The 19,968-nt window shown below is 53.7% G+C and carries 20 protein-coding genes; 13 read left to right on the forward strand and 7 right to left on the reverse strand.

The features are described from left to right. Positions 1 to 45: 45 nt before the first annotated feature. The 4 genes from psb29 to ruvC are packed head-to-tail and all read left to right on the forward strand — an operon-like array spanning position 46 to position 3,131. On the forward strand, positions 46 to 714 hold the full coding sequence (gene psb29 / locus TLL_RS05735; RefSeq protein WP_011056976.1) for a photosystem II biogenesis protein Psp29: 669 nt from the start codon (positions 46 to 48) through the stop codon (positions 712 to 714). Beyond that, on the forward strand, positions 701 to 1,444 hold the full coding sequence (locus tag TLL_RS05740) for an HAD-IA family hydrolase (RefSeq protein WP_164920819.1): 744 nt from the start codon (positions 701 to 703) through the stop codon (positions 1,442 to 1,444). The genes psb29 and TLL_RS05740 overlap by 14 nt, the downstream gene beginning before the upstream one ends. A 14-nt stretch (positions 1,445 to 1,458) precedes the next feature. Continuing rightward, positions 1,459 to 2,646 carry an NAD(P)/FAD-dependent oxidoreductase gene (locus TLL_RS05745; protein WP_164920820.1) on the forward strand — a complete coding sequence of 396 codons (1,188 nt, stop codon included), beginning with the start codon at positions 1,459 to 1,461 and terminating at the stop codon, positions 2,644 to 2,646. 5 nt (positions 2,647 to 2,651) lie between these two features. Beyond that, entirely contained in the window at positions 2,652 to 3,131 is a 480-nt protein-coding gene (ruvC, locus tag TLL_RS05750; RefSeq protein WP_011056979.1) for a crossover junction endodeoxyribonuclease RuvC, read from the forward strand. Here ruvC and TLL_RS05755 read toward each other — a convergent pair. Beyond that, on the reverse strand, positions 3,081 to 3,350 hold the full coding sequence (locus TLL_RS05755; protein ID WP_011056980.1) for a hypothetical protein: 270 nt from the start codon (positions 3,348 to 3,350) through the stop codon (positions 3,081 to 3,083). The genes ruvC and TLL_RS05755 overlap by 51 nt on opposite strands. A 120-nt stretch (positions 3,351 to 3,470) precedes the next feature. Between TLL_RS05755 and TLL_RS05760 the strand changes: the two genes are divergently transcribed. Then, on the forward strand, positions 3,471 to 5,516 hold the full coding sequence (locus TLL_RS05760) for an NAD(P)/FAD-dependent oxidoreductase (RefSeq protein ID WP_011056981.1): 2,046 nt from the start codon (positions 3,471 to 3,473) through the stop codon (positions 5,514 to 5,516). A gap of 34 nt (positions 5,517 to 5,550) precedes the next feature. Continuing rightward, complete coding sequence (locus TLL_RS05765) at positions 5,551 to 5,970, forward strand: hypothetical protein (RefSeq protein ID WP_011056982.1); 420 nt, start codon at positions 5,551 to 5,553, stop codon at positions 5,968 to 5,970. A gap of 146 nt (positions 5,971 to 6,116) precedes the next feature. On the opposite strand, the gene tnpA is transcribed toward TLL_RS05765, so the two are convergent. Continuing rightward, positions 6,117 to 6,464, reverse strand: coding sequence for an IS200/IS605 family transposase (gene tnpA, locus TLL_RS05770; protein WP_011056983.1), 348 nt, complete (start codon positions 6,462 to 6,464; stop codon positions 6,117 to 6,119). A gap of 51 nt (positions 6,465 to 6,515) precedes the next feature. Here tnpA and TLL_RS05775 point away from each other — a divergent pair, with 51 nt between their 5' ends. Together TLL_RS05775 and TLL_RS05780 are read left to right on the forward strand one after the other, a co-directional pair. Continuing rightward, complete coding sequence (locus TLL_RS05775; protein WP_011056984.1) at positions 6,516 to 7,694, forward strand: RNA-guided endonuclease InsQ/TnpB family protein; 1,179 nt, start codon at positions 6,516 to 6,518, stop codon at positions 7,692 to 7,694. Positions 7,695 to 8,118: 424 nt separating this feature from the next. Then, on the forward strand, positions 8,119 to 8,541 hold the full coding sequence (locus TLL_RS05780) for a gamma-glutamylcyclotransferase family protein (protein WP_164920821.1): 423 nt from the start codon (positions 8,119 to 8,121) through the stop codon (positions 8,539 to 8,541). On the opposite strand, the gene aspS is transcribed toward TLL_RS05780, so the two are convergent. Beyond that, entirely contained in the window at positions 8,525 to 10,342 is a 1,818-nt protein-coding gene (gene aspS, locus TLL_RS05785; RefSeq protein WP_011056986.1) for an aspartate--tRNA ligase, read from the reverse strand. The genes TLL_RS05780 and aspS overlap by 17 nt on opposite strands. A 259-nt stretch (positions 10,343 to 10,601) precedes the next feature. Between aspS and TLL_RS05790 the strand changes: the two genes are divergently transcribed. The 3 genes from TLL_RS05790 to TLL_RS05800 all read left to right on the forward strand — a co-directional run bounded on the left by TLL_RS05790 (position 10,602) and on the right by TLL_RS05800 (position 13,947). Continuing rightward, the gene (locus TLL_RS05790) at positions 10,602 to 10,838 is read left to right on the forward strand and encodes a hypothetical protein (RefSeq protein ID WP_011056987.1); all 237 of its coding nucleotides are present in this window, start codon (positions 10,602 to 10,604) and stop codon (positions 10,836 to 10,838) included. A gap of 83 nt (positions 10,839 to 10,921) precedes the next feature. Continuing rightward, entirely contained in the window at positions 10,922 to 12,670 is a 1,749-nt protein-coding gene (locus TLL_RS05795; protein WP_011056988.1) for a mechanosensitive ion channel family protein, read from the forward strand. A gap of 2 nt (positions 12,671 to 12,672) precedes the next feature. Further along, the gene (locus TLL_RS05800) at positions 12,673 to 13,947 is read left to right on the forward strand and encodes an NAD(P)/FAD-dependent oxidoreductase (RefSeq protein ID WP_011056989.1); all 1,275 of its coding nucleotides are present in this window, start codon (positions 12,673 to 12,675) and stop codon (positions 13,945 to 13,947) included. Here the strand turns inward: TLL_RS05800 and TLL_RS05805 are convergent. The 3 genes from TLL_RS05805 to TLL_RS05815 are packed head-to-tail and all read right to left on the reverse strand — an operon-like array spanning position 13,881 to position 15,800. Continuing rightward, positions 13,881 to 14,642, reverse strand: coding sequence for a carbon dioxide-concentrating mechanism protein (locus TLL_RS05805; RefSeq protein WP_011056990.1), 762 nt, complete (start codon positions 14,640 to 14,642; stop codon positions 13,881 to 13,883). The genes TLL_RS05800 and TLL_RS05805 overlap by 67 nt on opposite strands. Further along, on the reverse strand, positions 14,642 to 15,406 hold the full coding sequence (locus TLL_RS05810) for a pantothenate kinase (RefSeq protein ID WP_011056991.1): 765 nt from the start codon (positions 15,404 to 15,406) through the stop codon (positions 14,642 to 14,644). The genes TLL_RS05805 and TLL_RS05810 overlap by 1 nt, the downstream gene beginning before the upstream one ends. Then, the gene (locus tag TLL_RS05815) at positions 15,387 to 15,800 is read right to left on the reverse strand and encodes an AbrB family transcriptional regulator (RefSeq protein ID WP_011056992.1); all 414 of its coding nucleotides are present in this window, start codon (positions 15,798 to 15,800) and stop codon (positions 15,387 to 15,389) included. Before TLL_RS05815 ends, TLL_RS05810 begins: the two co-directional genes overlap by 20 nt. A gap of 428 nt (positions 15,801 to 16,228) precedes the next feature. Between TLL_RS05815 and TLL_RS05820 the strand changes: the two genes are divergently transcribed. Next, complete coding sequence (locus TLL_RS05820) at positions 16,229 to 17,365, forward strand: ABC transporter permease (RefSeq protein ID WP_011056993.1); 1,137 nt, start codon at positions 16,229 to 16,231, stop codon at positions 17,363 to 17,365. An 86-nt stretch (positions 17,366 to 17,451) separates the two neighbouring features. Here the strand turns inward: TLL_RS05820 and TLL_RS05825 are convergent, their stop codons facing one another. Beyond that, positions 17,452 to 18,624 carry an RNA-guided endonuclease InsQ/TnpB family protein gene (locus TLL_RS05825; RefSeq protein ID WP_011056994.1) on the reverse strand — a complete coding sequence of 391 codons (1,173 nt, stop codon included), beginning with the start codon at positions 18,622 to 18,624 and terminating at the stop codon, positions 17,452 to 17,454. A gap of 110 nt (positions 18,625 to 18,734) precedes the next feature. Between TLL_RS05825 and TLL_RS05830 the strand changes: the two genes are divergently transcribed. Further along, complete coding sequence (locus TLL_RS05830) at positions 18,735 to 19,910, forward strand: PP2C family protein-serine/threonine phosphatase (RefSeq protein WP_011056995.1); 1,176 nt, start codon at positions 18,735 to 18,737, stop codon at positions 19,908 to 19,910. The last annotated feature ends 58 nt before the right edge of the window (positions 19,911 to 19,968 follow it).

The raw sequence follows: 19,968 nt of genomic DNA on the forward strand, positions 1-19,968 counted from the left end.
ATAGTAAAGAATCATGACATTTTTTAACGAATATCGGCAGAGCTTGTGCAAAATCCTCGAACTGTCTCTGATACCAAACGCGCCTTTTATGCGGCTCACACGCGACCGATTCACTCGATCTACCGCCGCTTTATTGAAGAACTGCTTGTCGAAATCCACCTGTTGCGTGTCAATGTCGATTTTCGCTACTCTCCCCTCTTTGCTCTTGGGGTCGTGACTGCCTTTGACCAGTTTATGGAGGGTTATCAGCCCGAGGGCGATCGCGACCGTATTTTTCATGCCCTCTGTGTCGCTGAGGAAATGAACCCGCAACAGCTCAAGGAGGATGCCGCCAGTTGGCAACAGTACCAAGGCCGCCCCCTGAGTCAAATCCTTGATGAACTCAACAGTGGCCAGCCCAGTGCCCCCCTCAACAGCCTCAACCACACGGGCAAATATAGCCGCCTTCATGCTGTGGGACTCTATGCCTTCCTGCAGGAGCTGGCAGGAGAAGTGACAATCCACCTCAACGAAACCCTGGATCAACTGGCTCCTGTGATCCCGCTGCCCATCGAGAAAGTCAAGCGCGATCTCGAACTCTACCGCAGTAACCTCGACAAAATCAATCAGGCTCGCAGTCTGATGAAAGAACTGGTGGAGCAGGAACGCAAGCGCCGTGCTCAGCAGACCTCTGCGCCACCCGCTGTGGATGCCAGCTCCGATGCACCCGCTTGATTCCCCTCAGCTCATTACCTTAGATGCCGTCGGCACCCTCTTTGGCCTGCAGGAATCCGTGGGCACGGTCTATGGTCGCTTTGCCGCTGAAGTCGGGGTTCAGGTTGATCCAGCAGCCTTGGATGTGGCCTTCTTTAAGGCCTTTAGGGCGGCTCCCCCCTGCGCTTTCCCTGAGCTTGAGGCTTCACAACGGCCAGAGGCAGAATGGCGGTGGTGGCAAGGGGTTGCGGTAGAGACATTTCGCCGCACGGGGGTCTTGGATCAATTTGCGGATTTTGAGGCGTTTTTTGCCCCGGTCTTTGCCTACTACGCTACGGCTGAACCCTGGTGCCTTTATGAGGATGTCTTGCCTGCTTTGCAGGATTGGCAGGCGCAGAATATTCCCCTGATGGTGGTCTCCAATTTTGATAGTCGTCTCTATGGAGTTCTTGAGGCCTTGGGGTTAGCCCCTTTTTTCCAGGCAGTGTGGATTTCCAGTGAGGTGGGGGCAGCGAAACCGGATCGGTTGATCTTTGAGCGGGCAGTGGCTTCCTATGGAGCCTCTCAAGTCTGGCACATTGGCGACAGTTGGGAGGAGGATGTCCGCGGTGCCCAAGGAGCAGGTTTGCAGGCCATTTGGTTGCGGCGCGATCGCCCCTTGCTTCCAGAACCAGCCATCAACGAGTCCGTGGCCGTGCCCCAAATTGCTGACCTCACAGAGGTGCAAGTTATACTGAGGGGGACAGCGTGATCAGGGAATCAGCGGTGAGAAGCCAAATTTGCATTCTGGGTGGTGGGTTCGGTGGGCTTTATACAGCCCTCCGCTTGGCGCAATTCCCGTGGTCTTCCCCTCCAGAGATCACCCTTGTGGATCACAGCGATCGCTTTGTATTTACGCCCCTGCTTTACGAACTGATTACGGGGGAGCTAGAGGCCTGGGAAATTGCCCCTCCCTTTGTGGAGCTGCTGCGGGATACACCAGTGGTCTTTCATCAGGGAGCGGTGACCACTATTGATCTCCAGGAAAAAACTGTTCACCTGGGCAAGGGCGACCCCTTTACCTATGAAAAACTTGTTCTCGCCCTAGGGGGTGAAACCCCGAAAAGCACTATCCCCGGTGTGGCGGCGGATGCCTTGACGTTCCGTACCCTCAGTGACGCCTACCGCCTTGAAGAAGCGCTGCAACGGTGTGAGCACTCTGATCGCGATCGCATCCGCGTTGTCGTTGTCGGTGCTGGTCCGAGTGGGGTGGAATTGGCCTGTAAACTGGCGGAGCGACTGGGGAGCCGAGGTCGCATTCGGCTGGTGGATCGCAACCCAGAGATTCTGAAGTCCTCCCCTGAATTTAATCGCAAGGCGGCCCTCCGTGCCCTCGAAGATCGGGGCGTTTGGATTGATCTAGAGACCACGCCAGTTGCCCTAACTCGCGATCGCATTTCGCTGCAATACAAAGACCGGGTGGACGAGTTGCCCGTGGACATTGTTCTTTGGACCGTTGGCACAGCGGTTTCGCCGGTGATTGCGGCGCTTGATTTGCCCAAAACTGCCAGCGGTCGGCTCCAGGTGACGCCCACACTGCAAGTGGTTGATCACCCCGATATTTTTGCCCTTGGGGATGCGGCGGATGCGGTGGATGAACAGGGACAACCCATTCCCCATACGGCACAGGCAGCTTTTCAGCAGGCGGACTATGTTGCTTGGAACCTTTGGGCCAGTCTCAGCGATCGCCCGCTACTTCCCTGTCGTTACTCCCACCTTGGCGAAATGCTCACCCTCGGGCGCGATCGCGCTGCCTTGGCCGGCCTAGGACTGACCCTTGATGGCCCCCTGGCCTATTTGGCGCGGCGACTGGCCTACCTCTACCGCATGCCCACCCTCGAACATCAACTGAAGGTGGGATTGAATTGGATAGCCAAGCCCTTTTTGGATCTCCTGACCACCATCGCTAGTTAGCAGCGGTGCGCATTCTCGGCCTCGACCCTGGCCTAGCGACCCTTGGCTATGGGTGTATTGAGGTGTACAGGGACACCTGCCAAGTGCGGGATTTTGGTGTGATTACCACCTCTGCCGACCTGCCTACGGGCGATCGCCTCCAAAGTCTCTATAACGATCTGCACACGCTAATTCCCATCCTCCAGCCGGATTTGGTGGCTTTGGAGCGGCTCTTTTTCTACAGAATGAGCCATACCATTGGGGTTGCCCAAGCACGGGGTGTGATTCTTTTAGTCCTGAGCCAACGGCACTGTCCCCTGCTGGAACTGACCCCCCCCCAGGTGAAGCAGGCCCTCACCGGCTATGGCAATGCCACCAAAATAGAGGTGCAGCGGGCGGTGCAACGGGAACTCCATCTCTGCACCCTGCCCCAGCCCGATGATGCCGCTGATGCCCTAGCGATCGCCCTCACGGCCAGTCGTCACTGCGGCCACATCAACGGTTGACCAAGCCACTGCCACGGCTTCACTCAGCCATTGGCGCGTTTTTTGATCCAGTAGATCATCCTCTGCAAGTACCCATTCCTGAACCTGGGCCAGACTGTGGCCCTGGGCACGGCAAATCGCAGTCACGCCGGCGATCGCTGATGCCACGAGATCGCCATTGACGGGTTGCTGGCTAAGGGCTGTCATTTCTTCGAGCGTGCGAGGAATGGGATAATGCATAGGGCAACAGGGCAATTCTGAGAAATCGTAAACTCTCTTAACTCTTAAACTGTTTAGTACAGTGCAGTTTACGCCAAATTGTGCCGTTGTCAAGCTCCTTAGTGGACTTCATCACGCAAAATGCAACAACTGTTATACCTTGAGGTGCCCACTCCCCATACCGCAGCGGTCATTCACTGGCTGCACCACACTTTTGCCCCCCCCATAGGCACCATTGCGCCAAAAGCCACTGGGGGATGTTGGCAGGTTCCTGAAACCGCCACGGAACTGGCCATTTTCCTGTGGAGCTTACAGCGAACCACATACCTCAAGGTAATGCGCTGGGGAGAGCGGCCTTTTCCCCAAGAGCGCGCCTGTATCCAACAGCTTCGGCGGCAGCTGCGTTTGGCCTTCCCCCTCCCGACTGAGGAACTGCCCCCTTGGCCGGCTGGTCAGAGCATTTTTGAGGCCTTGGCCGATCGCTATCCCCTGACGGTGAAGTACTTTCAACGTATGCCCCAAGGTGAGGCGGATTTAGAGCGCGTCTATTGGTGGGAGCAACGCTGGCGCCAAGGTATCCAACAGCCTACTCCCCCTGTCCCTGTTGTGCACAGGGTAACAAGCCCCTGTGATCCCCCTACCTATGACCTGGTTTATGTGGGTGGCGCTTTGGGGGTCGTCCATGCGGCGGTGATGGCGCGGTTGGGCTATCGGGTTCTGCTGATGGAGCGGTTGCCCTTTGGCCGCATGAATCGGGAGTGGAACATCTCCCGCATGGAATTTCAGAGCCTAATTGATCTGGGGCTATTTACCGCCGCGGAGTTTGAAAGCCTGATTGCCCGCGAGTACCGCGATGGCTTTAACAAGTTCTTTGATGCCAATAGCCCTGCCCATTGTCGGGCACCAGTGCTGCACACCCCAACGGTTCTTAACATTGCCCTCGACTCGGCCAAATTCCTGCATCTGTGCGGTGAGAAACTGCGCCAAGCAGGCGGTGAGATTTGGGATTGGACAGAATTTAAGACAGCCACAATTCATCCCAATGGGGTGGTTTTGCAAGCCCAGCACCGCCAAACCCAAGAACAGCGACAGGCGATCGCGCGCGTCCTCATTGATGCCATGGGTACTGCCTCGCCAATTGCCCGGCAACTGAACGGTGGGCGTGCCTACGATAGTGTTTGTCCAACGGTGGGGGCGATTGTTAAGGGGATTGCGCCGCAAGTGTGGGACGGCGATTATGGCGATGTGCTCTTTAGCCACGGCGATATTTCGCGCGGACGGCAACTCATTTGGGAGCTGTTTCCGGGGTCAGGGGAAGAGCGCACCATTTACCTGTTTCACTACCACCACATTCGCCGCGAGTTTCCCGGCTCTCTACTAGAACTTTACGAAGACTTCTTTACAATCTTGCCGGAGTACCGCCGCTGCGATTTAGATCAACTGACTTGGGTGAAGCCGACGTTTGGTTACATCCCCGGCCACTTTAGCCACCACCGGAGCGATCGCGCCGTGGCCTTTGATCGCGTCTTGGCCATTGGCGATGCCGCCTCCCTGCAATCTCCCTTAGTCTTTACCGGTTTTGGTTCGCTGGTGCGCAACCTACCACGCTTGACGGATCTGCTGGATACTGCCCTGCGTCATGACCTTGTGCAACAGGGGTTCCTCAACCAAATTCGCGCCTATCAGAGCAATACAGCGGTGACGTGGCTCTTTTCGCGGGGAATGATGGTGCCCAGCGATCGCCCCCTGCCCCCCGAGCGGGTCAATGCCATGCTCAACACCTTTTTTGGCATTCTCGGGCAGGAATCCCCGGAATTGGCCGATCGCTTTATCAAAGACCGTGCCGGCTGGCTCCCCTTTAACCGTATGGCAGTGCAAGCTGCTTGGCAAAACCCCCGCCTCCTTTGGTGGATCTACGAAATGGTGGGGCCTTGGGATCTGCTGCGTTGGCTGCAAAGCTACCTTAGTTTTAGCTTGGATGCCCTGTACCATGCCCTTTTTGGTTTTTGGCTGCCTCCCTTAGTGCGCCGTTGTCAACCATGGCTAGAACCCTTGGCACCGCAACTTTGGTTTTGGCTCTTGGTGCAAAGCTATGCCCTGAGTTACTCTGTGGGGCAACCCCGCCTCGATCGTTCTTTAGCACTGCTGTCCACCCCTAGAGTTGATCAAGCTGTTTCCCCTCGCTAACCTTGGGAACAAAGGTGTTGCGGAGACAAGCACGGTGAATGCAGCAGAGCAGGCAGTGACGGTGCAGATGGCCAGTAAATTGGGGGCGATCGTCCACCTCTTTAGGCAGTGCAATCCAGATCTGCGGGCAGACCTGCACCCTTGGGCCGATGACCCCCACACCCGCAACTGGGTAGATCCTGATTCGATTGACATTGGCTTTCACCTGCCCGGTTGGAGTCGCCGCTGGCAGGCCCGTAGTTTGCTCCTGCAAATCCGCCTCTATTGCGATCCAGACTTTCCCCAACCCCGTGCCATTGGCCTAGACATTGTAGGGTTTAGCTATATGAGTGAGCAATGGCGGTTCAGCAGTATTGGTCAGGGGGTTTTTAGTGGCAACAATTTGCCCAGTGAAGATCTGCAAAACCAACTGCGCGCCATTAGCCATGAGATTCTTGCTGTCCTCAATAGCTGACTTTTTCTAGGAACATTTGGCAACGGTGCATTCACCCTTCTCTTGTTGGCTGGGAACACTGGCTGCCCTGTTTGGGACTATAGACCCCAGTGGTGCCATTCCCAGGACCGCCATGACCAATGAAATGGGATACAAGCCCCGTCCTTTTAGGACGGCTTTTTTTGATTTCTAATGTATTCCTTAAGCACCTCTAACGGTGCTCCTCCAACAGATGCCGCAAAATAACTAGGGCTCCAAAGTGATTCTTCATGGGGTTTTGGTAGTGCAGCTTTTCCATATCGACGACTAGATACACCTTTAAGCGCATTTACAATCTGCGAAACAGAAAGTTTAGGAGGGTACTCAATTAGCGCATGGACATGGTCTTCTTCGCCGTTAAATTCAAGAATCTGGAAATCCATCTTCTTGGCGACTTCTCGAAACGATTTCTCGATCAGCTCTAATCCCTCAGCGTCCGTAACGCTGTGCCTTCCTTTACGAAGATGACTTGACATTGCCTGTAGACCAACCTATAATCTAGCCACAGACCAATTATAGCACGACCAATGAAAGCTAGATATAGGTATCGTTTCTATCCCACAGACCAACAACGACAACGCCTAGCTCAGTTGTTTGGGTGTGTCCGTGTGGTGTGGAACGATGCCCTGGCAATTTGTAAACAATCTGATTCATTGCCAAAAACTAGTGAATTGCAAAAGCGGGTAATTACCCAAGCAAAGAAAACACCAGAGCGGCAATGGTTGTCTGATGTTTCTAATGTCCCGTTACAGCAGTCTGTTGCCGATTTAGGAGTTGCCTATAAAAACTTCTTCAATTCAATTAAAGGTAGGCGAAAAGGCAAGAAGATCAACTCTCCTAGATTTAAAAAGAAGACAGAAAGACAATCCGCCAGATTTACTACCTATGGATTTTCAATTAAAGGCGAAGAAGTTTATCTAGCGAAGATTGGTAAAATCAGACCAATTTGGTCAAGAAAGCTTCCTTCTAAACCAAGCTCAGTTACGGTGATTAAAGATGCTGCAAATCGATATTTTCTCAGTTTTGTGGTCGAGATCGATCCAGTTCATCAACCTGCAAGTCATCCTTCTATCGGCATTGATTTGGGAATTAAAGCGTTTGCTACTTTAAGTACGGGCGAAAAGATTGATGGCCCTGAGTATTCCAAGTTAGACAAAAAGATCAGGCGAAAACAACGCAAACTGGCCCGTCAAGTTAAAGGAAGCAAACGGCGGGAGAAAACAAGACTGCAAATCGCTAAGCTTCATAGTCGGATTTCAGACATTCGCAGGGATTTCTTGCATAAAGTGTCTACCCGCGTGGTTATCGAGAACCAAGTAATCGCGTTGGAAGACTTGAATGTCTCTGGAATGGTGAAGAACCGCAAACTCGCTAGAGCAATTAGCTTGCAAGGTTGGCGAGAATTCAGGGCTTTAGTTGAGGCTAAGTGCAACAAACTAAACCGTGAGTTCATTGTCATTGACCGATGGGAGCCAACCAGTCAGACTTGCTCAAAATGCGGTTTTAAATGGGGCAAAATCGATCTATCTGTCCGCTCTGTTGTATGCATAAACTGCGGCGCAGAGCACGATAGAGACGAAAATGCCGCAAGAAACATAGAGAAAGTCGGGATAGGGCATTGCCACGACTATAAATGGACGCAGAGGGAGAGTAAGACTACTTCGGTAGCATCACCCGATGAAGCGTCAAGAATCATCGCACTTTAGGGCGGTAAGTATGTCAAAAACCTCCCCCTATACCATTGCCAGCAAGCTCAGCCAATGGCCCTCAATGCTGTCTTGGTAAGATTCTTTCTGGTCAGTCAATTTATCCTTGGCTTTAACTGCGATACGCCCTCCTAGGGCACTGATTAGGGCACTGATTGTGGTTGACACGGCTTGGCGAAGGGTGACCTCCCCCTAAGGTTTAACGCTAGCACGCAGAAGCGATGGATAAATTTGTTGCTTTTTGGGGGAGTCACTTCTGCAAAAATGGGCCAAAACTGGCGCGGCAGCCCTAACCTCCATGCTCGGATTTTTCATTTTGGCGATCGCGGGGCAGTTGATTGCCGAGGGCCGTCTGGAACAGGGCAAACCTCTATCAAACTCAGTAAACTAAGTCTGTCAGTCAATTATGTCATTCCTTTGCACCATGACGGTACTACGGCTTTTTGTCTATGGCACCCTCAAACCCGGCTATCCACCCCATGACCGCTTCTGTCGGCCTTGGCTGAGTGCCCATCAAGCGGCATTGGTCAGAGGCCGCCTTTATCACCTGCCGATGGGGTACCCGGGTCTAACGCCTGAGGAAGGTTGGGTGCAGGGGGAGTTACTGCTCTTTGAGCATCCCCCTTCCCGCCTCTTGGCGCAGCTGGATGCCTTTGAAGGTTACAGTCCCAACTTGTCGCCTGAGATGAATGCCTACCATCGCCAAGAGGTGCCCGTGTATGACTTGACCCATAAACCCTTGGGTACAGCATGGGCTTACATCATGAGCACTGAGCGCGTGCGGGATTTCAATGGTGAGTGGCTGCCAGAGGGGGTGTGGCAGCGGCCAATCAATCTGCGGGCCTAGGCTTTGTTTTGGCAGTGGTTTTTGCTGGCTTGGCGGGCGTCACATGGAGTTCCTTGAGTTGCTGCGGTTCCACACTGCTGGGGGCGCCGGTGAGCAGACAACGGGCCTGTTGGGTTTTTGGGAAAGCAATGGTGTCGCGAATGGAATCTGCGCCAGCAAGGAGCATGACCAAACGATCCAAGCCATAGGCAATGCCCCCGTGGGGCGGAGTTCCAAATTCAAAGGCCTCTAAAAGGAAGCCAAATTTTTCTTGGGCAGTGGCTTCATCAATGCCGATGATTTCAAACACCTGCCGCTGCAATTCCGGTTGATGGATGCGCAAACTGCCACCACCGACTTCATGGCCGTTGAAGATGAGATCATAGGCTTGGGCACGGGCGGTTTTGAGATCCCCAAGATCCTCAGGGTGGGGAGCCGTAAAGGGATGGTGCAAGGCCTCAAGACGTTTTTCCTCAGCATTCCACTCAAACATGGGAAAATCCACCACCCATAGGAGATGGGTTGCCGTTGGATCAATGAGATTAAATTCACGGGCAATGGTCTGGCGCAGGCGATCCAGGGTTTTATTCACCGTTGCGGTCTCCCCGGCCCCAAAAAGGAGGAGATGCCCCGGCTGGGCACCTGTGCGTTCTAGGAGCAGGGCTTTTTGCTCTGGGGAGAGATTATCCTTGATGGCGCCAATGGTATCGATCTCGCCGTTGTTGCGAACACGAATGTAGGCTAAGCCTTTGGCACCCGCGGTGGTGGCCTCTTGGAAGAGATCGCCGCCTGGTTTGATGCGCACGTTGGAGATGCGATCGCTGCCATTGGGAATCGGCAAAATTTTCACCACCCCCCCTTGGGCGATCGCTCCACTAAAGACCTTGAAACCAGAATCCTTGAGAATATCGGAGACATCCACCAGTTCGAGGCCGTAGCGGGTATCGGGCTTATCGGTGCCATAGCGATCCATGGCCTCCTGGTAGCTGAGGCGGGGAAAGGGCCGCGGTAGCTCAATGCCCTTAACGGTTTTGAAAATGTGGCAAATCAGGGCTTCGTTGAGATCAAGGATTTCCTCTTGATCCATGAAGCTCATTTCCATGTCCAGTTGCGTAAATTCGGGCTGGCGATCGGCCCGTAAATCCTCATCGCGAAAGCAGTGGGCAATCTGGTAATAGCGATCGCACCCGGCCACCATTAACAACTGCTTGAACAACTGGGGAGATTGGGGCAGGGCAAACCATTCACCGGGGTTAACACGGCTGGGAACAAGGTAATCCCGAGCCCCCTCTGGGGTTGAGCGGGTGAGAATGGGAGTTTCCACCTCAATAAAGCCCGCCTCATCCTCTAAGAAGCGCCGCATGGCTTGGACAACCCGATGGCGTAACCGCAAATTCCGTGCCATCCGTTCCCGCCGCAGGTCAAGATAGCGATAGCGCAGCCGCACCTCTTCGCGCACCTCCTCATTCTCCGTGCTGGAGATGGCAAAGGGGAGTTGTTGGCGCACCGTATTGAGCACCTCAATGCCATCGGCGTAGATCTCGATGTCCCCCGTGGCCAATTTCGGGTTCACTGAATCCGCAGGACGTTTGCTGACACGGCCAACCACTTTCACGACATACTCACTGCGCAGGCGTTCGGCTTGGGGGTAGGCGTCGGGAGTGCGCTGGGGATCACTGACAATTTGGACAATGCCGGAGCGATCGCGCAAATCAATAAAGATAACGCCGCCATGATCTCGCCGCCGATCAACCCAACCGTAGAGGGTGACCGTTGTTCCGACATCCCTTAGCCGAACATCGCCACAGTAGTGTGTGCGCATAGACCCCAATGATTTCTGAGTATGTTGGTAAAGCCTTACTATTTTAGCGGTTCACCGTCCTACCGTTAGCAGGGCATCCCCAAGGAATCACAGGTTACAGGAGGTGTGCCCTTTAGAAATCGCCATAGAAGTTTACAGAAATTTATGTGGATTCCCTAACTTTAGTTGCAGCTTCAGCAGATTCCTCCCCAACCTCCAAGGGTCAACGTATGGTAGTAGATAGGCAAAATCTAAAGAAAACCTTAAAAGGAGGGCAAGTATGACCCCCTCTCTCCTGCGTCAGTTCTGGCACTTTGTTGGGCAAGTACAGGGGGGACGATTGTTGAGTATGGACGATCGCTCCCTACAGGGGTGGCTAGTGACGCAGTTTAGTGATGTTTATCCCCTGGAACACCACCAGCGCCATCATCTGGAACGCTACATTTCCTCGCGTCTGGCCTTAATTCGCGAGGTGGCCAGTGACAGCACTCCCCGCAGCTTTGGCGATCGCCCCTAGGGAACCTTGAAGCGGGTCAAGCCCTCAAAAGGTGAGAGGATACCTGTAGCACTGTTTGCCTGCAAGCAAACGATGGGCAGTAGATGATCAACTGGCATAAACCATTCTGGCGGTGGGGCGCGATCGCCGTTTTGACCTTCTTTTTAGCCATTCTTTCTCCTTGGCTGAGCCTGGCTCAACTCCCCCTACCGGCAATCCATCAAAATCCTGCAACTCCGCTACCGCCTGGCGTCACTCGCATTGGTGAACTAGAAATTACCGATGTGCGTTTTGATGGCAACACCCTCTTTACAATTGCTGCACCGACCGTTCGCGATCGCAGTAAACTCGGTGATGTCATGCCCGTTGAACTCCGGGCCGAACTCATCCAGTCCAATCTACGACGGGTACTCCATAGTGCCCTTGAGGCCGACCGGCGATCGCCGGCGAGAGTAGATATTGGTGTTGCCCGCCTCCATAATGCTTTGGTCATCAGTGCTCGCATTGGCCAAGCGGAACGCACCACTCGCCTCCTGACGGTCACCGAGGCCGACAGCGACTACCATCAACTGCCCCCCGAAACCCTTGCCCAGCAGTGGCGAGACATTTTGCAGGAGCAGATGAACCAAGCGATTCAAGAACGCACCCACGCTGCCCTAATCAGGCAAACCGAGCAGGCTGTCTTGATTTTTTTCAAGGTGGGAGCAGGCAGTTTTGCCATTTTCATTGTGCAGCGATTCTTAACCCGCCAACGCCAGCATCTGCAAGGGCAATTGGATACAGCGACCACTCAAACCGCCGAACCCGAATGGGTTTTGCCGCTTCTACCCCAGCTGCGACATCACTTTTTTCTCAAGCAGCGCATTAAACTCATTCATCTCGTTCGCTATCTGCTGTTGTGGGTACAAGTGGCTCTCTGGCTGCTCGGCCTAGCAGCCATTCTGCGGCTTTTCCCCATGACCCGCTGGCTGAGTTCTCAAGTCTATGGCCTGCCAATTCTCTGGATGGTGGTCTGGTTTGGCACTGGGCTGCTGAATCAATTTGCCGATTTGGCCTGCGATCGCCTTCGTGTCTTCTGGGAGCAAAATAATCTGCTCAAGTTTGCCGATACCCAGCGCCAAACATTGCGGATTAGCACCACCATTGAAGTGATGCGGAGTTTGAAGACCGCAGTGATTTATTTAACGCGGCTGGTGGTCATTCTAAGTTCGCTGGGAATGCCTGTCTCATCCATTTTGGCGGTGGGGGGCTTTCTTGCCCTGGCCATTTCCCTTGGTTCCCAAAATTTGGTTAAGGATGTGATCAATGGCCTGTTAATTGTCTGGGAAGACCAATACGGCATTGGCGATGTGGTGCAAATTGAATCCTATTCAGGAATGGTAGAAAACCTCAACTTACGAATCACGCAACTGCGCAATGCTGAGGGGCATCTCATCACGATTCCCAATAGTACAATTACAAAGGTGGCCAACCTGACCCGTACTTGGTCACGGGTTAACCTAGAACTGTGGGTGGATATTGAAACTAATCCCGATCGCCTGTTGTCGTTGCTGAATGACTTAAGTAACCATTTTTACGAGGAACCTGAGTGGCAACTCAAGATGCTGGAGCGGCCAGAGATCCTAGGAATCGATCAGATTACTGCCAGTGGCTTACTCGTGCGCATTTGGATTAAGACACAACCGGGACAACAATGGGCAGTGGGGCGGGAGTTTCGCCGTCGTCTTCTCAACCTCATGGCGGCAGAGGGAATTGCCGTGGGTCGGCTGCATCAACAGCTGCATTTGGTGCGCGATCGCAACGGCAAAAACGGTAACGATAAAAAGACCTATCCGTTTCCCTTGGAATCTTGAGCGTGACTCGGCGCATTTTGGTCATCGGCGGTGGTGCCGCTGGATTTTTTGGAGCAATCTCCTGTGCCACGGCTAATCCTCGCGATCGCGTCACTATTTTGGAAGCTGGGGCAGCAGTGCTCAGCAAAGTCCGCATCTCTGGTGGCGGTCGCTGCAATGTCACCCACCACTGTTTTGATCCGGCCCTGTTGGTGCAACACTATCCCCGTGGTGGCAAGGCCTTACGGGGTGCCTTTAGTCGCTTCCAACCCCAAGACACGATCGCTTGGTTTGAGGCGCGGGGAGTAAAGCTGAAAACTGAGGCCGATGGGCGGATCTTTCCTGTGACTGATGATTCAGAAACGATTATTGATTGCCTTGTGCAGGAAGCAACGGCCTTGGGCATTCGCATTCGTACCCATGCAGCGGTCAAGGACATTGCCAAAGTGGGCAGCCAGTTTCACGTCACGATCGCTCAGCAGGCTCAGCCCCTTGTGGGCGATCGCATCCTTTTGGCCACCGGCAGTAGTGCCCAAGGATATCGCTTGGCGGCGCAATTGGGACACCGCATTATTCCTCCGGTTCCTTCTTTGTTTACGTTTCAAATTGAGGACCCCCTCCTGCAGGAGCGCTCAGGCCTCAGTGTGCCAGCCGTGCAAGCTACCCTCAAGCTGCCGCAGCAGCCCCCCTTGACGCAAACAGGGGCAATTCTCGTTACCCATTGGGGCTTCAGTGGCCCCGTGGTCTTAAAACTCTCGGCATGGGGAGCGCGGGCCTTGGCGGCTCACAACTATCGCGGCATCCTAGGGATCAACTGGCTCCCCCACCTCTCGCTGCCGCAGATTCAAGGGGAGTTGGCCGCCTGTCGCAGCCATACCCCAAAGCGGGCGATCGCGAACCATTGTCCCTTTCCGCTGCCCCGTCGCCTCTGGAACTACTGGACCACTACCCTCGGTATTCCCCCTGAGCAAACTTGGGCACACTTGAGTAAAAAGCAACTGCTGGCACTGGCGGAGGTCTTACACCGAGGCACATTCGCGATCGCTGGCAAAGGCAGCTTCAAGGAGGAGTTTGTGACCTGCGGTGGGGTGGCACTCAAGGAAGTGGACTTCAAGACAATGGCTAGCCGCTGCTGTGAGGGGCTATTCCTGGCAGGGGAAATACTCGACATTGATGGGGTGACGGGGGGCTTTAACCTGCAAAGTGCGTGGACAACGGGCTGGATTGCCGGTCAGGGATTGGCAGGGGGGTCGACGGGCACCCTTTCGGCGGCGGCTTCCACAGCCACACTCGCTTGAGCCGCCCCTTGGAGGGCAAGGGGTTCGGTTTCTTTTTGCTTGAGGGTAAGGGGGAGACGCAGGGGTTGCAGTTCCCGTTGGAGGGCAGGTGCCAAGGGCAAGGATTGATCCAAATCCTCAAGGGGACGGGGCACCAACATCACCGCATGGAGTTCACCAATGCGATCGGCTTCTGCCATTCCGGCCTCGAGGGCGATCGCGGTATTGGAGGCCGTACCGCGAATAATAGCCGTACATAACCCTGCCCCAATGGTTTCGTAGGCCGTCAGCATCACATCCGCTGCCTTGAGCATGGCATCGGCTGCCCCCACCATGGCTGGAAATCCCCGGGTTTCCAGAAGACCTACGGCATGGCTACTGAGGCGATGGCCGCGACTTTTAGAAGCAATCTGGGCAAGGAGACTGCCAATGGGGAGAATTTTCTCTAGGTTGGGATCGGGTCGGGGAATCACTAACGTACTCAGTTCCTGACCGAATTGCTGCGCCCGCTCGGCCCCCTCTTCTACCGCAAGGCGCACATCGGCAATTCGCCCGCGGACGATCGCGGTACAGTGACCACCGCCAATTTTTTCATAGCCCACTAGGAGGACATCGGAGGATTTGAGCATGTGATCGGCAATGCCAACGATCGCCGGAAAGCTCTGGACTGAGACCAGCCCTAAGGCTAAATCCGTAAAGTCATCCCGTCGCTCCATTAGTGGAATTCGTCAATCCTTTCCATGGGGTGCATTTCTATCTTAGCGGCTGGATTGCGGAGGGCGCGGATGCCCCAAAAAACCAGATGATCATCCTCACACCAGCGATCGGAATCTAAAAATGTCCGCAGCAGCTCGCTGACAAAAGGGCGATCGCCCCCGGTGACAATCACTGTACCTTGGGGAAACTCCTGCAAAAAGGCGTCTAGATAGGCTTGCAAAATGGCGGCAGTGCCATAGTAGAGGCCGCTTGCAATAGCGGTCGTGGTGGTCGTGCCCCACCGGCGGGGTGGCTCTGTTGGCAGCGGCACATAGGGTAAAGCTGCGGTGTAGTCCGCCAGGGCGCGGGCCATTAACCCAACACCAGGAAGAATCACACCGCCAGCAAATTCACGGCGATCGTTGGCTAGGGTCAGCGTTAGGGCGGTGCCGGCATCCACGACACACACCGGTGCTCCATAGACCTGAAGTGCTCCCCAGAGGGCAAGGGCACGGTCCAACCCTAGGGTGGGGTACATCTGGGGAAGGGGAATATCTTCGAGGGTGAGGGCGATCGCCCGCGGATAGACTTGGTGCAAGGGCACAGAGCCAACACTGGCCCCCCAGCAGGGGAGGTTGGGGTAGTCTTGGGCGGGGTTGCAGGCCAATTCCTCAGGGGTTAGGTGCCAAGTGCGGCTGAGGTGTTCACCCCTAAAGAGTGCCCAGTGCTGCCGAGTATTACCAATCATCAGGGCAAACCATTGATTAGTTTCTGGGGGCACCATTCACGTCTTCTGAATCGATTTCTGAATCGATGAGATAGAGATGAATATGCTTATACCCCTGCTGAATTTTGAAGGTATCCCCCGGCTTGAGATTCATGGCTGTGGTATAGGCAGCACCAATCACAATCTGGCCATTTTGGTGCACCTTAACGCGGTAGGAGGGCGATCGCCCCCGTCCTGATTGACTATTGACTTCTTTTTCCGATGAGTGTACTTCTAGTCCCCCGGCAGCGAGTAGTGCTTCGTAAAATTTCCCTAAGTTGACCCGCACCTCACCAGATTTGGTGACGCGATAGTAGCCACAGAGCTTGGCTGCTTCCTTACGGGAAACACCGTCCAGTTCTTTTAACCGCTGTAGGAGCGCTTTCCCAGTCAGGGGTTTTATCTTTCCCATCCCACTATCATTCCCTTACCAGCAAGCGATTTGAGTGAATTAAGAGACTCAATCTTAATCAACAGGTACCCACACTCGATAGAAAGTTAACTTCCCCTTCAAAGTTCACTTCCCCTTGAAAGGCTGTGTTTGCCAAAATTGAGAGTTGACTGATGTCTCTAAGTCAAGTTATCACATCAACTGGAATCTAAAGTACTATTGTAACAATTTGTTTATTTTATCAAAAAAATTTACTCACAAAAAAATAACTGCAATATTCAGTCACAAGGGTGATTAACAGGGTTATCAACAATAAAGGTCATCTAGGTATTATTGATGAGTGATGAAAGCTAATCGTATAGGCTATAGGGAGCCCTCCTCACCCCTGCAAGAAGCGAAAAAGCTGTATAGTATCCTTACTTTGCCAATTCTTGGATAGGCAGTTGGCGATGACTCCTTGGCAAACCCTGCGGCGTAACCCTCTTGTGATGTTCAGTTTGGGGGTGTTGCTGACATTGTACCTGCTGGCGATCGCTGCCGATTTTGTCGCACCCTATAGTCCCTATGCGTTTCAGGTAGATGGTGCCCTGCTGCCCCCCACCCGTATTTACTGGCACACCCCCAATGGTCAGTGGCTTGGGCCCCATGTCTATCCCACTCGCCTAGGCCCTGTGAACTTGGAAACGGGGGAACGGCCTTTGATTGTGGACTGGCAGGAACCGTCGCCCATTCGCCTATTTGTCAAGGGTAGCCCCTATCGCTTCCTGGAAATTACCCTGCCCCTACCGAAGCGCTGGAGTCTCACCAATGTGCAAATTGAACCGCGTACGATCTTTGCGGGGTTCCCCAGCGATCGCCACCTGTTTGGCACGGTGGGCAAGGGCTATCTGAACCTGTTGGGAACCGATGACCAAGGACGCGATCAGCTGAGTCGGCTGCTCTTTGGTGCCCGCATTAGCCTCAGTATTGGGCTTGTGGGGGTGGCGATCGCCTTCCCGATTGGCATTTTGGTGGGTGCCATTTCCGGCTACTTTGGCGGCTGGCTCGATGCAGTGTTGATGCGGGGTGTTGAGGTGCTGATGACGCTGCCGACCATCTATCTGCTAGTGGCCTTGGCGGCCGTGCTGCCGGTGGGACTCAGTAGTGGTGAGCGATTCCTGCTGATTACAATTATCACGTCCTTTGTGAGCTGGGCAGGACTGGCGCGGGTCATTCGTGGTCAGGTTTTAGGCATTAGGGAAATGGCCTTTGTCCAGGCGGCACAGGTCATGGGGGGGCGATCGCTCTACATTATTGTGCGGCACATTATTCCCCAAACAGCGACCTACGTAATTATTGCGGCAACGCTCTCAATTCCCAGCTTTATTGTGGCGGAATCGGTGCTCAGTCTCATTGGCTTGGGGATCCAACAGCCGGATCCCTCCTGGGGGAATATGCTGTCCTTGGCAACCAATGCCTCAATCTTGGTCCTACAGCCCTGGTTAGTCTGGGCACCGGCCACGCTGATTGTGCTTACGGTGCTGTGTTTCAACATTGTCGGCGATGGTCTGCGGGATGCCCTTGATCCTAAGGGGATACAAAAATAGCCAAAACCCTTGGGATACACTAGGGAGAGATTCTCAGAAGTAGGCTTTGACATCCTCCTCCCGCTAAAGCAGGGGGATTCCCAAAATCACTTTTGAGACTTTCTGCTTCTTCGCAGTTGCCCTTTAGACGTATGTCTATCAGGTCTTACACCCGCTCCACAGACTGTAACCGTGTGTCCCACGGCCAAAATATTCCCAGCGGCATTTATATCCCGATCATGGTGCGCCCCACACTTAGGACAGTCCCATTCTCGGACGCTCAATGGCAACCGCTCAACAATGTGACCACACTGTCCACAGCGTTTAGAACTGGGAAACCATCGGTCAATCTTCACCAGTGTCCGACCATACCACTGGGCCTTGTATTCCAATTGCCGTACCAGTTCACCCCATCCAGCATCACTGATGGATCGAGCAAGCTGACGGTTCTTGACCATGTTTTTCACAGCCAACGACTCGATTACGATCGTTTGGTTTTCACGTATCAATCGAGTCGTCAACTGGTGCAAATGGTCTTTTCTGGAATCAGAGATTTTCTGGTGAATCTTGGCAACTTTCAACCGCGCCTTATCCCAATTGCGAGAGCCTTTTTGTTTGCGACTCAAAGACCGCTGCGCCTTACGGAGTCGTTTGTAGTAGCGGTTAAAGTGCTTGGGGTTGGCAATCTTTTCCCCTGTACTCAGGGTAATGAGACTGCTCATCCCTACGTCCAAACCAACCGACGGGTCGACGGGCTGCAGTGTCAAATCTCTGGGGTCATCAAACCTCAGACTGATGTACCACTGTCCAGCAGGGTTAAGCCTGATGGTCACGGTGGATGGTTCAACACCATCTGGAAGCCGTCTCGACCAGCGAATATTCAGCGGTTCGTTGCACTTTGCCAAGAATACTTTTCCGTCTTTCCACCTAAAAGCAGACTTGGTGAATTCTGCGCTACCGCCATTACGTTTCTTTTTGAAGTTGGGATATTTCGCCCGACCTGCAAAAAAGTTAGTGAAAGCAGATTGCAGATGTCTCAATGCCTGCTGCAAGGGGACAGAGCTAACCTCATTCAAAAACTGGAGGTCATCTTGCTTCTTCCACTGAGTAAGCAAGGCAGAGGTTTGAACGTAGTCAAGTCTCTCTTTTCGTTCATACCAGGCTTCTGTTCTGGCTGCCAGTGCTCGATTATAAACCAACCGAACACAGCCCAATGTTCTCCGAAGCAGGGATTCCTGCTCGGTCGTTGGGTAGAAGCGGTAACTGAAAGCCTTTTGCATGCTTTAAATTATAGCGATTATTCTGTGAGTAACACAACTATACTTGGCAGTCATAGACTGCCGCTCCTATCCCTCCCCTCCCTAAAGGAGGGGGTCTCTCGGAGGTAAAGATGAGTGGCGATCGCCAGCCCTATCAAATTTTGGTTATTGATGATGATCCCACCACCCGACTCCTGTTGCGGAAAACCCTAAGGGATTTGGGCTATTCGGTATCGGTTGCCAGTCATGGCCGCGAGGGGATTGCGATCGCCACCGCCGAGAAACCCGCCTTGATTATCTGCGACTGGATGATGCCCGAACTGGATGGGCTAGAGGTCTGCCGCCACATTAAGCAGGATGAGGAACTCTCCCGCAGTTTTTTTATTCTGCTCACAGCCAAAGGGGAACTGCAGGATCGCATTCAGGGATTGGATGCGGGTGCCGATGAATTCTTGTCAAAGCCCATTGACCCTAACGAACTGCGAGCACGAATTCAGGCAGGTTTGCGCCTCTATCAACTGAGTCAGGACTTGCTTAAGCAAAAACAACTCCTTGAGGCTGAGCTTCACGAGGCGGCTGATTATGTGCGATCGCTCCTGCCGGCTCCCCAAGAAGACCCCTGCAAAATTAACTACTCCTTCTTGCCTTCCAGTCAGTTGGGGGGCGATTGCTTTGACTTTTTCTGGGTGGGCGATCGCTATTTAGTGCTCTACATTCTCGATGTTTCAGGCCATGGCTTGGGGGCGGCTCTGCCTTCGGTCTCCGTTTTGAATCTGTTGCGGAGCACAACGCGGGAGCAAACGAGCGGCACGTTTGATTACCGCCACCCTGCCCAAGTTCTGGAAGCCCTCAACAATGGTTTCCAAATGACGGCTCAGCACGAAAAGTATTTCACGATTTGGTACGGCGTGTACGATCGCCAAACGCGGCAGTTGACCTATGCCAGTGGTGGACACCCACCGGCACTCCTCCTCGCCCCTAAGGCTGCTCAATGGCAAGCTACCCTGCTCAAGACACCGGGCATTCCCATTGGTATGTTTGCTGAGATGGTCTTTACCCAAGCCACGATTGAAGTTCCCCCTTCGGCGGTTCTCTACCTCTTTAGTGACGGCGTCTATGAGTTTGAAACAACCGACCATCAGATTTGGGGTCTCGACGCCTTTAGGGACTTACTCATTACTGCCCACACCCAAAACCCTGTGCCCCCATTGTCCCAGTTGATTTCCCAGGTGCAAAGGCATGCAGCACCCGCTGGCTTTGGTAGTGATGATGTTTCACTGGTACAAGTGGCCTTCCCACGCCCCTAACTTGGGGCTCCAGATTGCATAATGCGGCGTCTTCTGTGCAATATCCTAAGCAGTAGCG

It is taken from the genome of Thermosynechococcus vestitus BP-1 (assembly GCF_000011345.1).
Classification (GTDB): Bacteria; Cyanobacteriota; Cyanobacteriia; order Thermosynechococcales; family Thermosynechococcaceae; genus Thermosynechococcus; species Thermosynechococcus vestitus.

What these genes read in the sequence shown, in the direction of transcription:
- TLL_RS05740 (WP_164920819.1), top strand. Translation starts at nt 701, where the DNA reads ATGCACCCGCTTGATTCCCCTCAGCTCATTACCTTAGATGCCGTCGGC.
- TLL_RS05755 (WP_011056980.1), bottom strand. Translation starts at nt 3,350, where the DNA reads ATGCATTATCCCATTCCTCGCACGCTCGAAGAAATGACAGCCCTTAGC.
- TLL_RS05760 (WP_011056981.1), top strand. Translation starts at nt 3,471, where the DNA reads ATGCAACAACTGTTATACCTTGAGGTGCCCACTCCCCATACCGCAGCG.
- tnpA (WP_011056983.1), bottom strand. Translation starts at nt 6,464, where the DNA reads ATGTCAAGTCATCTTCGTAAAGGAAGGCACAGCGTTACGGACGCTGAG.
- TLL_RS05775 (WP_011056984.1), top strand. Translation starts at nt 6,516, where the DNA reads ATGAAAGCTAGATATAGGTATCGTTTCTATCCCACAGACCAACAACGA.
- TLL_RS05780 (WP_164920821.1), top strand. Translation starts at nt 8,119, where the DNA reads ATGACGGTACTACGGCTTTTTGTCTATGGCACCCTCAAACCCGGCTAT.
- aspS (WP_011056986.1), bottom strand. Translation starts at nt 10,342, where the DNA reads ATGCGCACACACTACTGTGGCGATGTTCGGCTAAGGGATGTCGGAACA.
- TLL_RS05790 (WP_011056987.1), top strand. Translation starts at nt 10,602, where the DNA reads ATGACCCCCTCTCTCCTGCGTCAGTTCTGGCACTTTGTTGGGCAAGTA.
- TLL_RS05795 (WP_011056988.1), top strand. Translation starts at nt 10,922, where the DNA reads ATGATCAACTGGCATAAACCATTCTGGCGGTGGGGCGCGATCGCCGTT.
- TLL_RS05805 (WP_011056990.1), bottom strand. Translation starts at nt 14,642, where the DNA reads ATGGAGCGACGGGATGACTTTACGGATTTAGCCTTAGGGCTGGTCTCA.
- TLL_RS05810 (WP_011056991.1), bottom strand. Translation starts at nt 15,406, where the DNA reads ATGGTGCCCCCAGAAACTAATCAATGGTTTGCCCTGATGATTGGTAAT.
- TLL_RS05815 (WP_011056992.1), bottom strand. Translation starts at nt 15,800, where the DNA reads ATGGGAAAGATAAAACCCCTGACTGGGAAAGCGCTCCTACAGCGGTTA.
- TLL_RS05820 (WP_011056993.1), top strand. Translation starts at nt 16,229, where the DNA reads ATGACTCCTTGGCAAACCCTGCGGCGTAACCCTCTTGTGATGTTCAGT.
- TLL_RS05825 (WP_011056994.1), bottom strand. Translation starts at nt 18,624, where the DNA reads ATGCAAAAGGCTTTCAGTTACCGCTTCTACCCAACGACCGAGCAGGAA.
- TLL_RS05830 (WP_011056995.1), top strand. Translation starts at nt 18,735, where the DNA reads ATGAGTGGCGATCGCCAGCCCTATCAAATTTTGGTTATTGATGATGAT.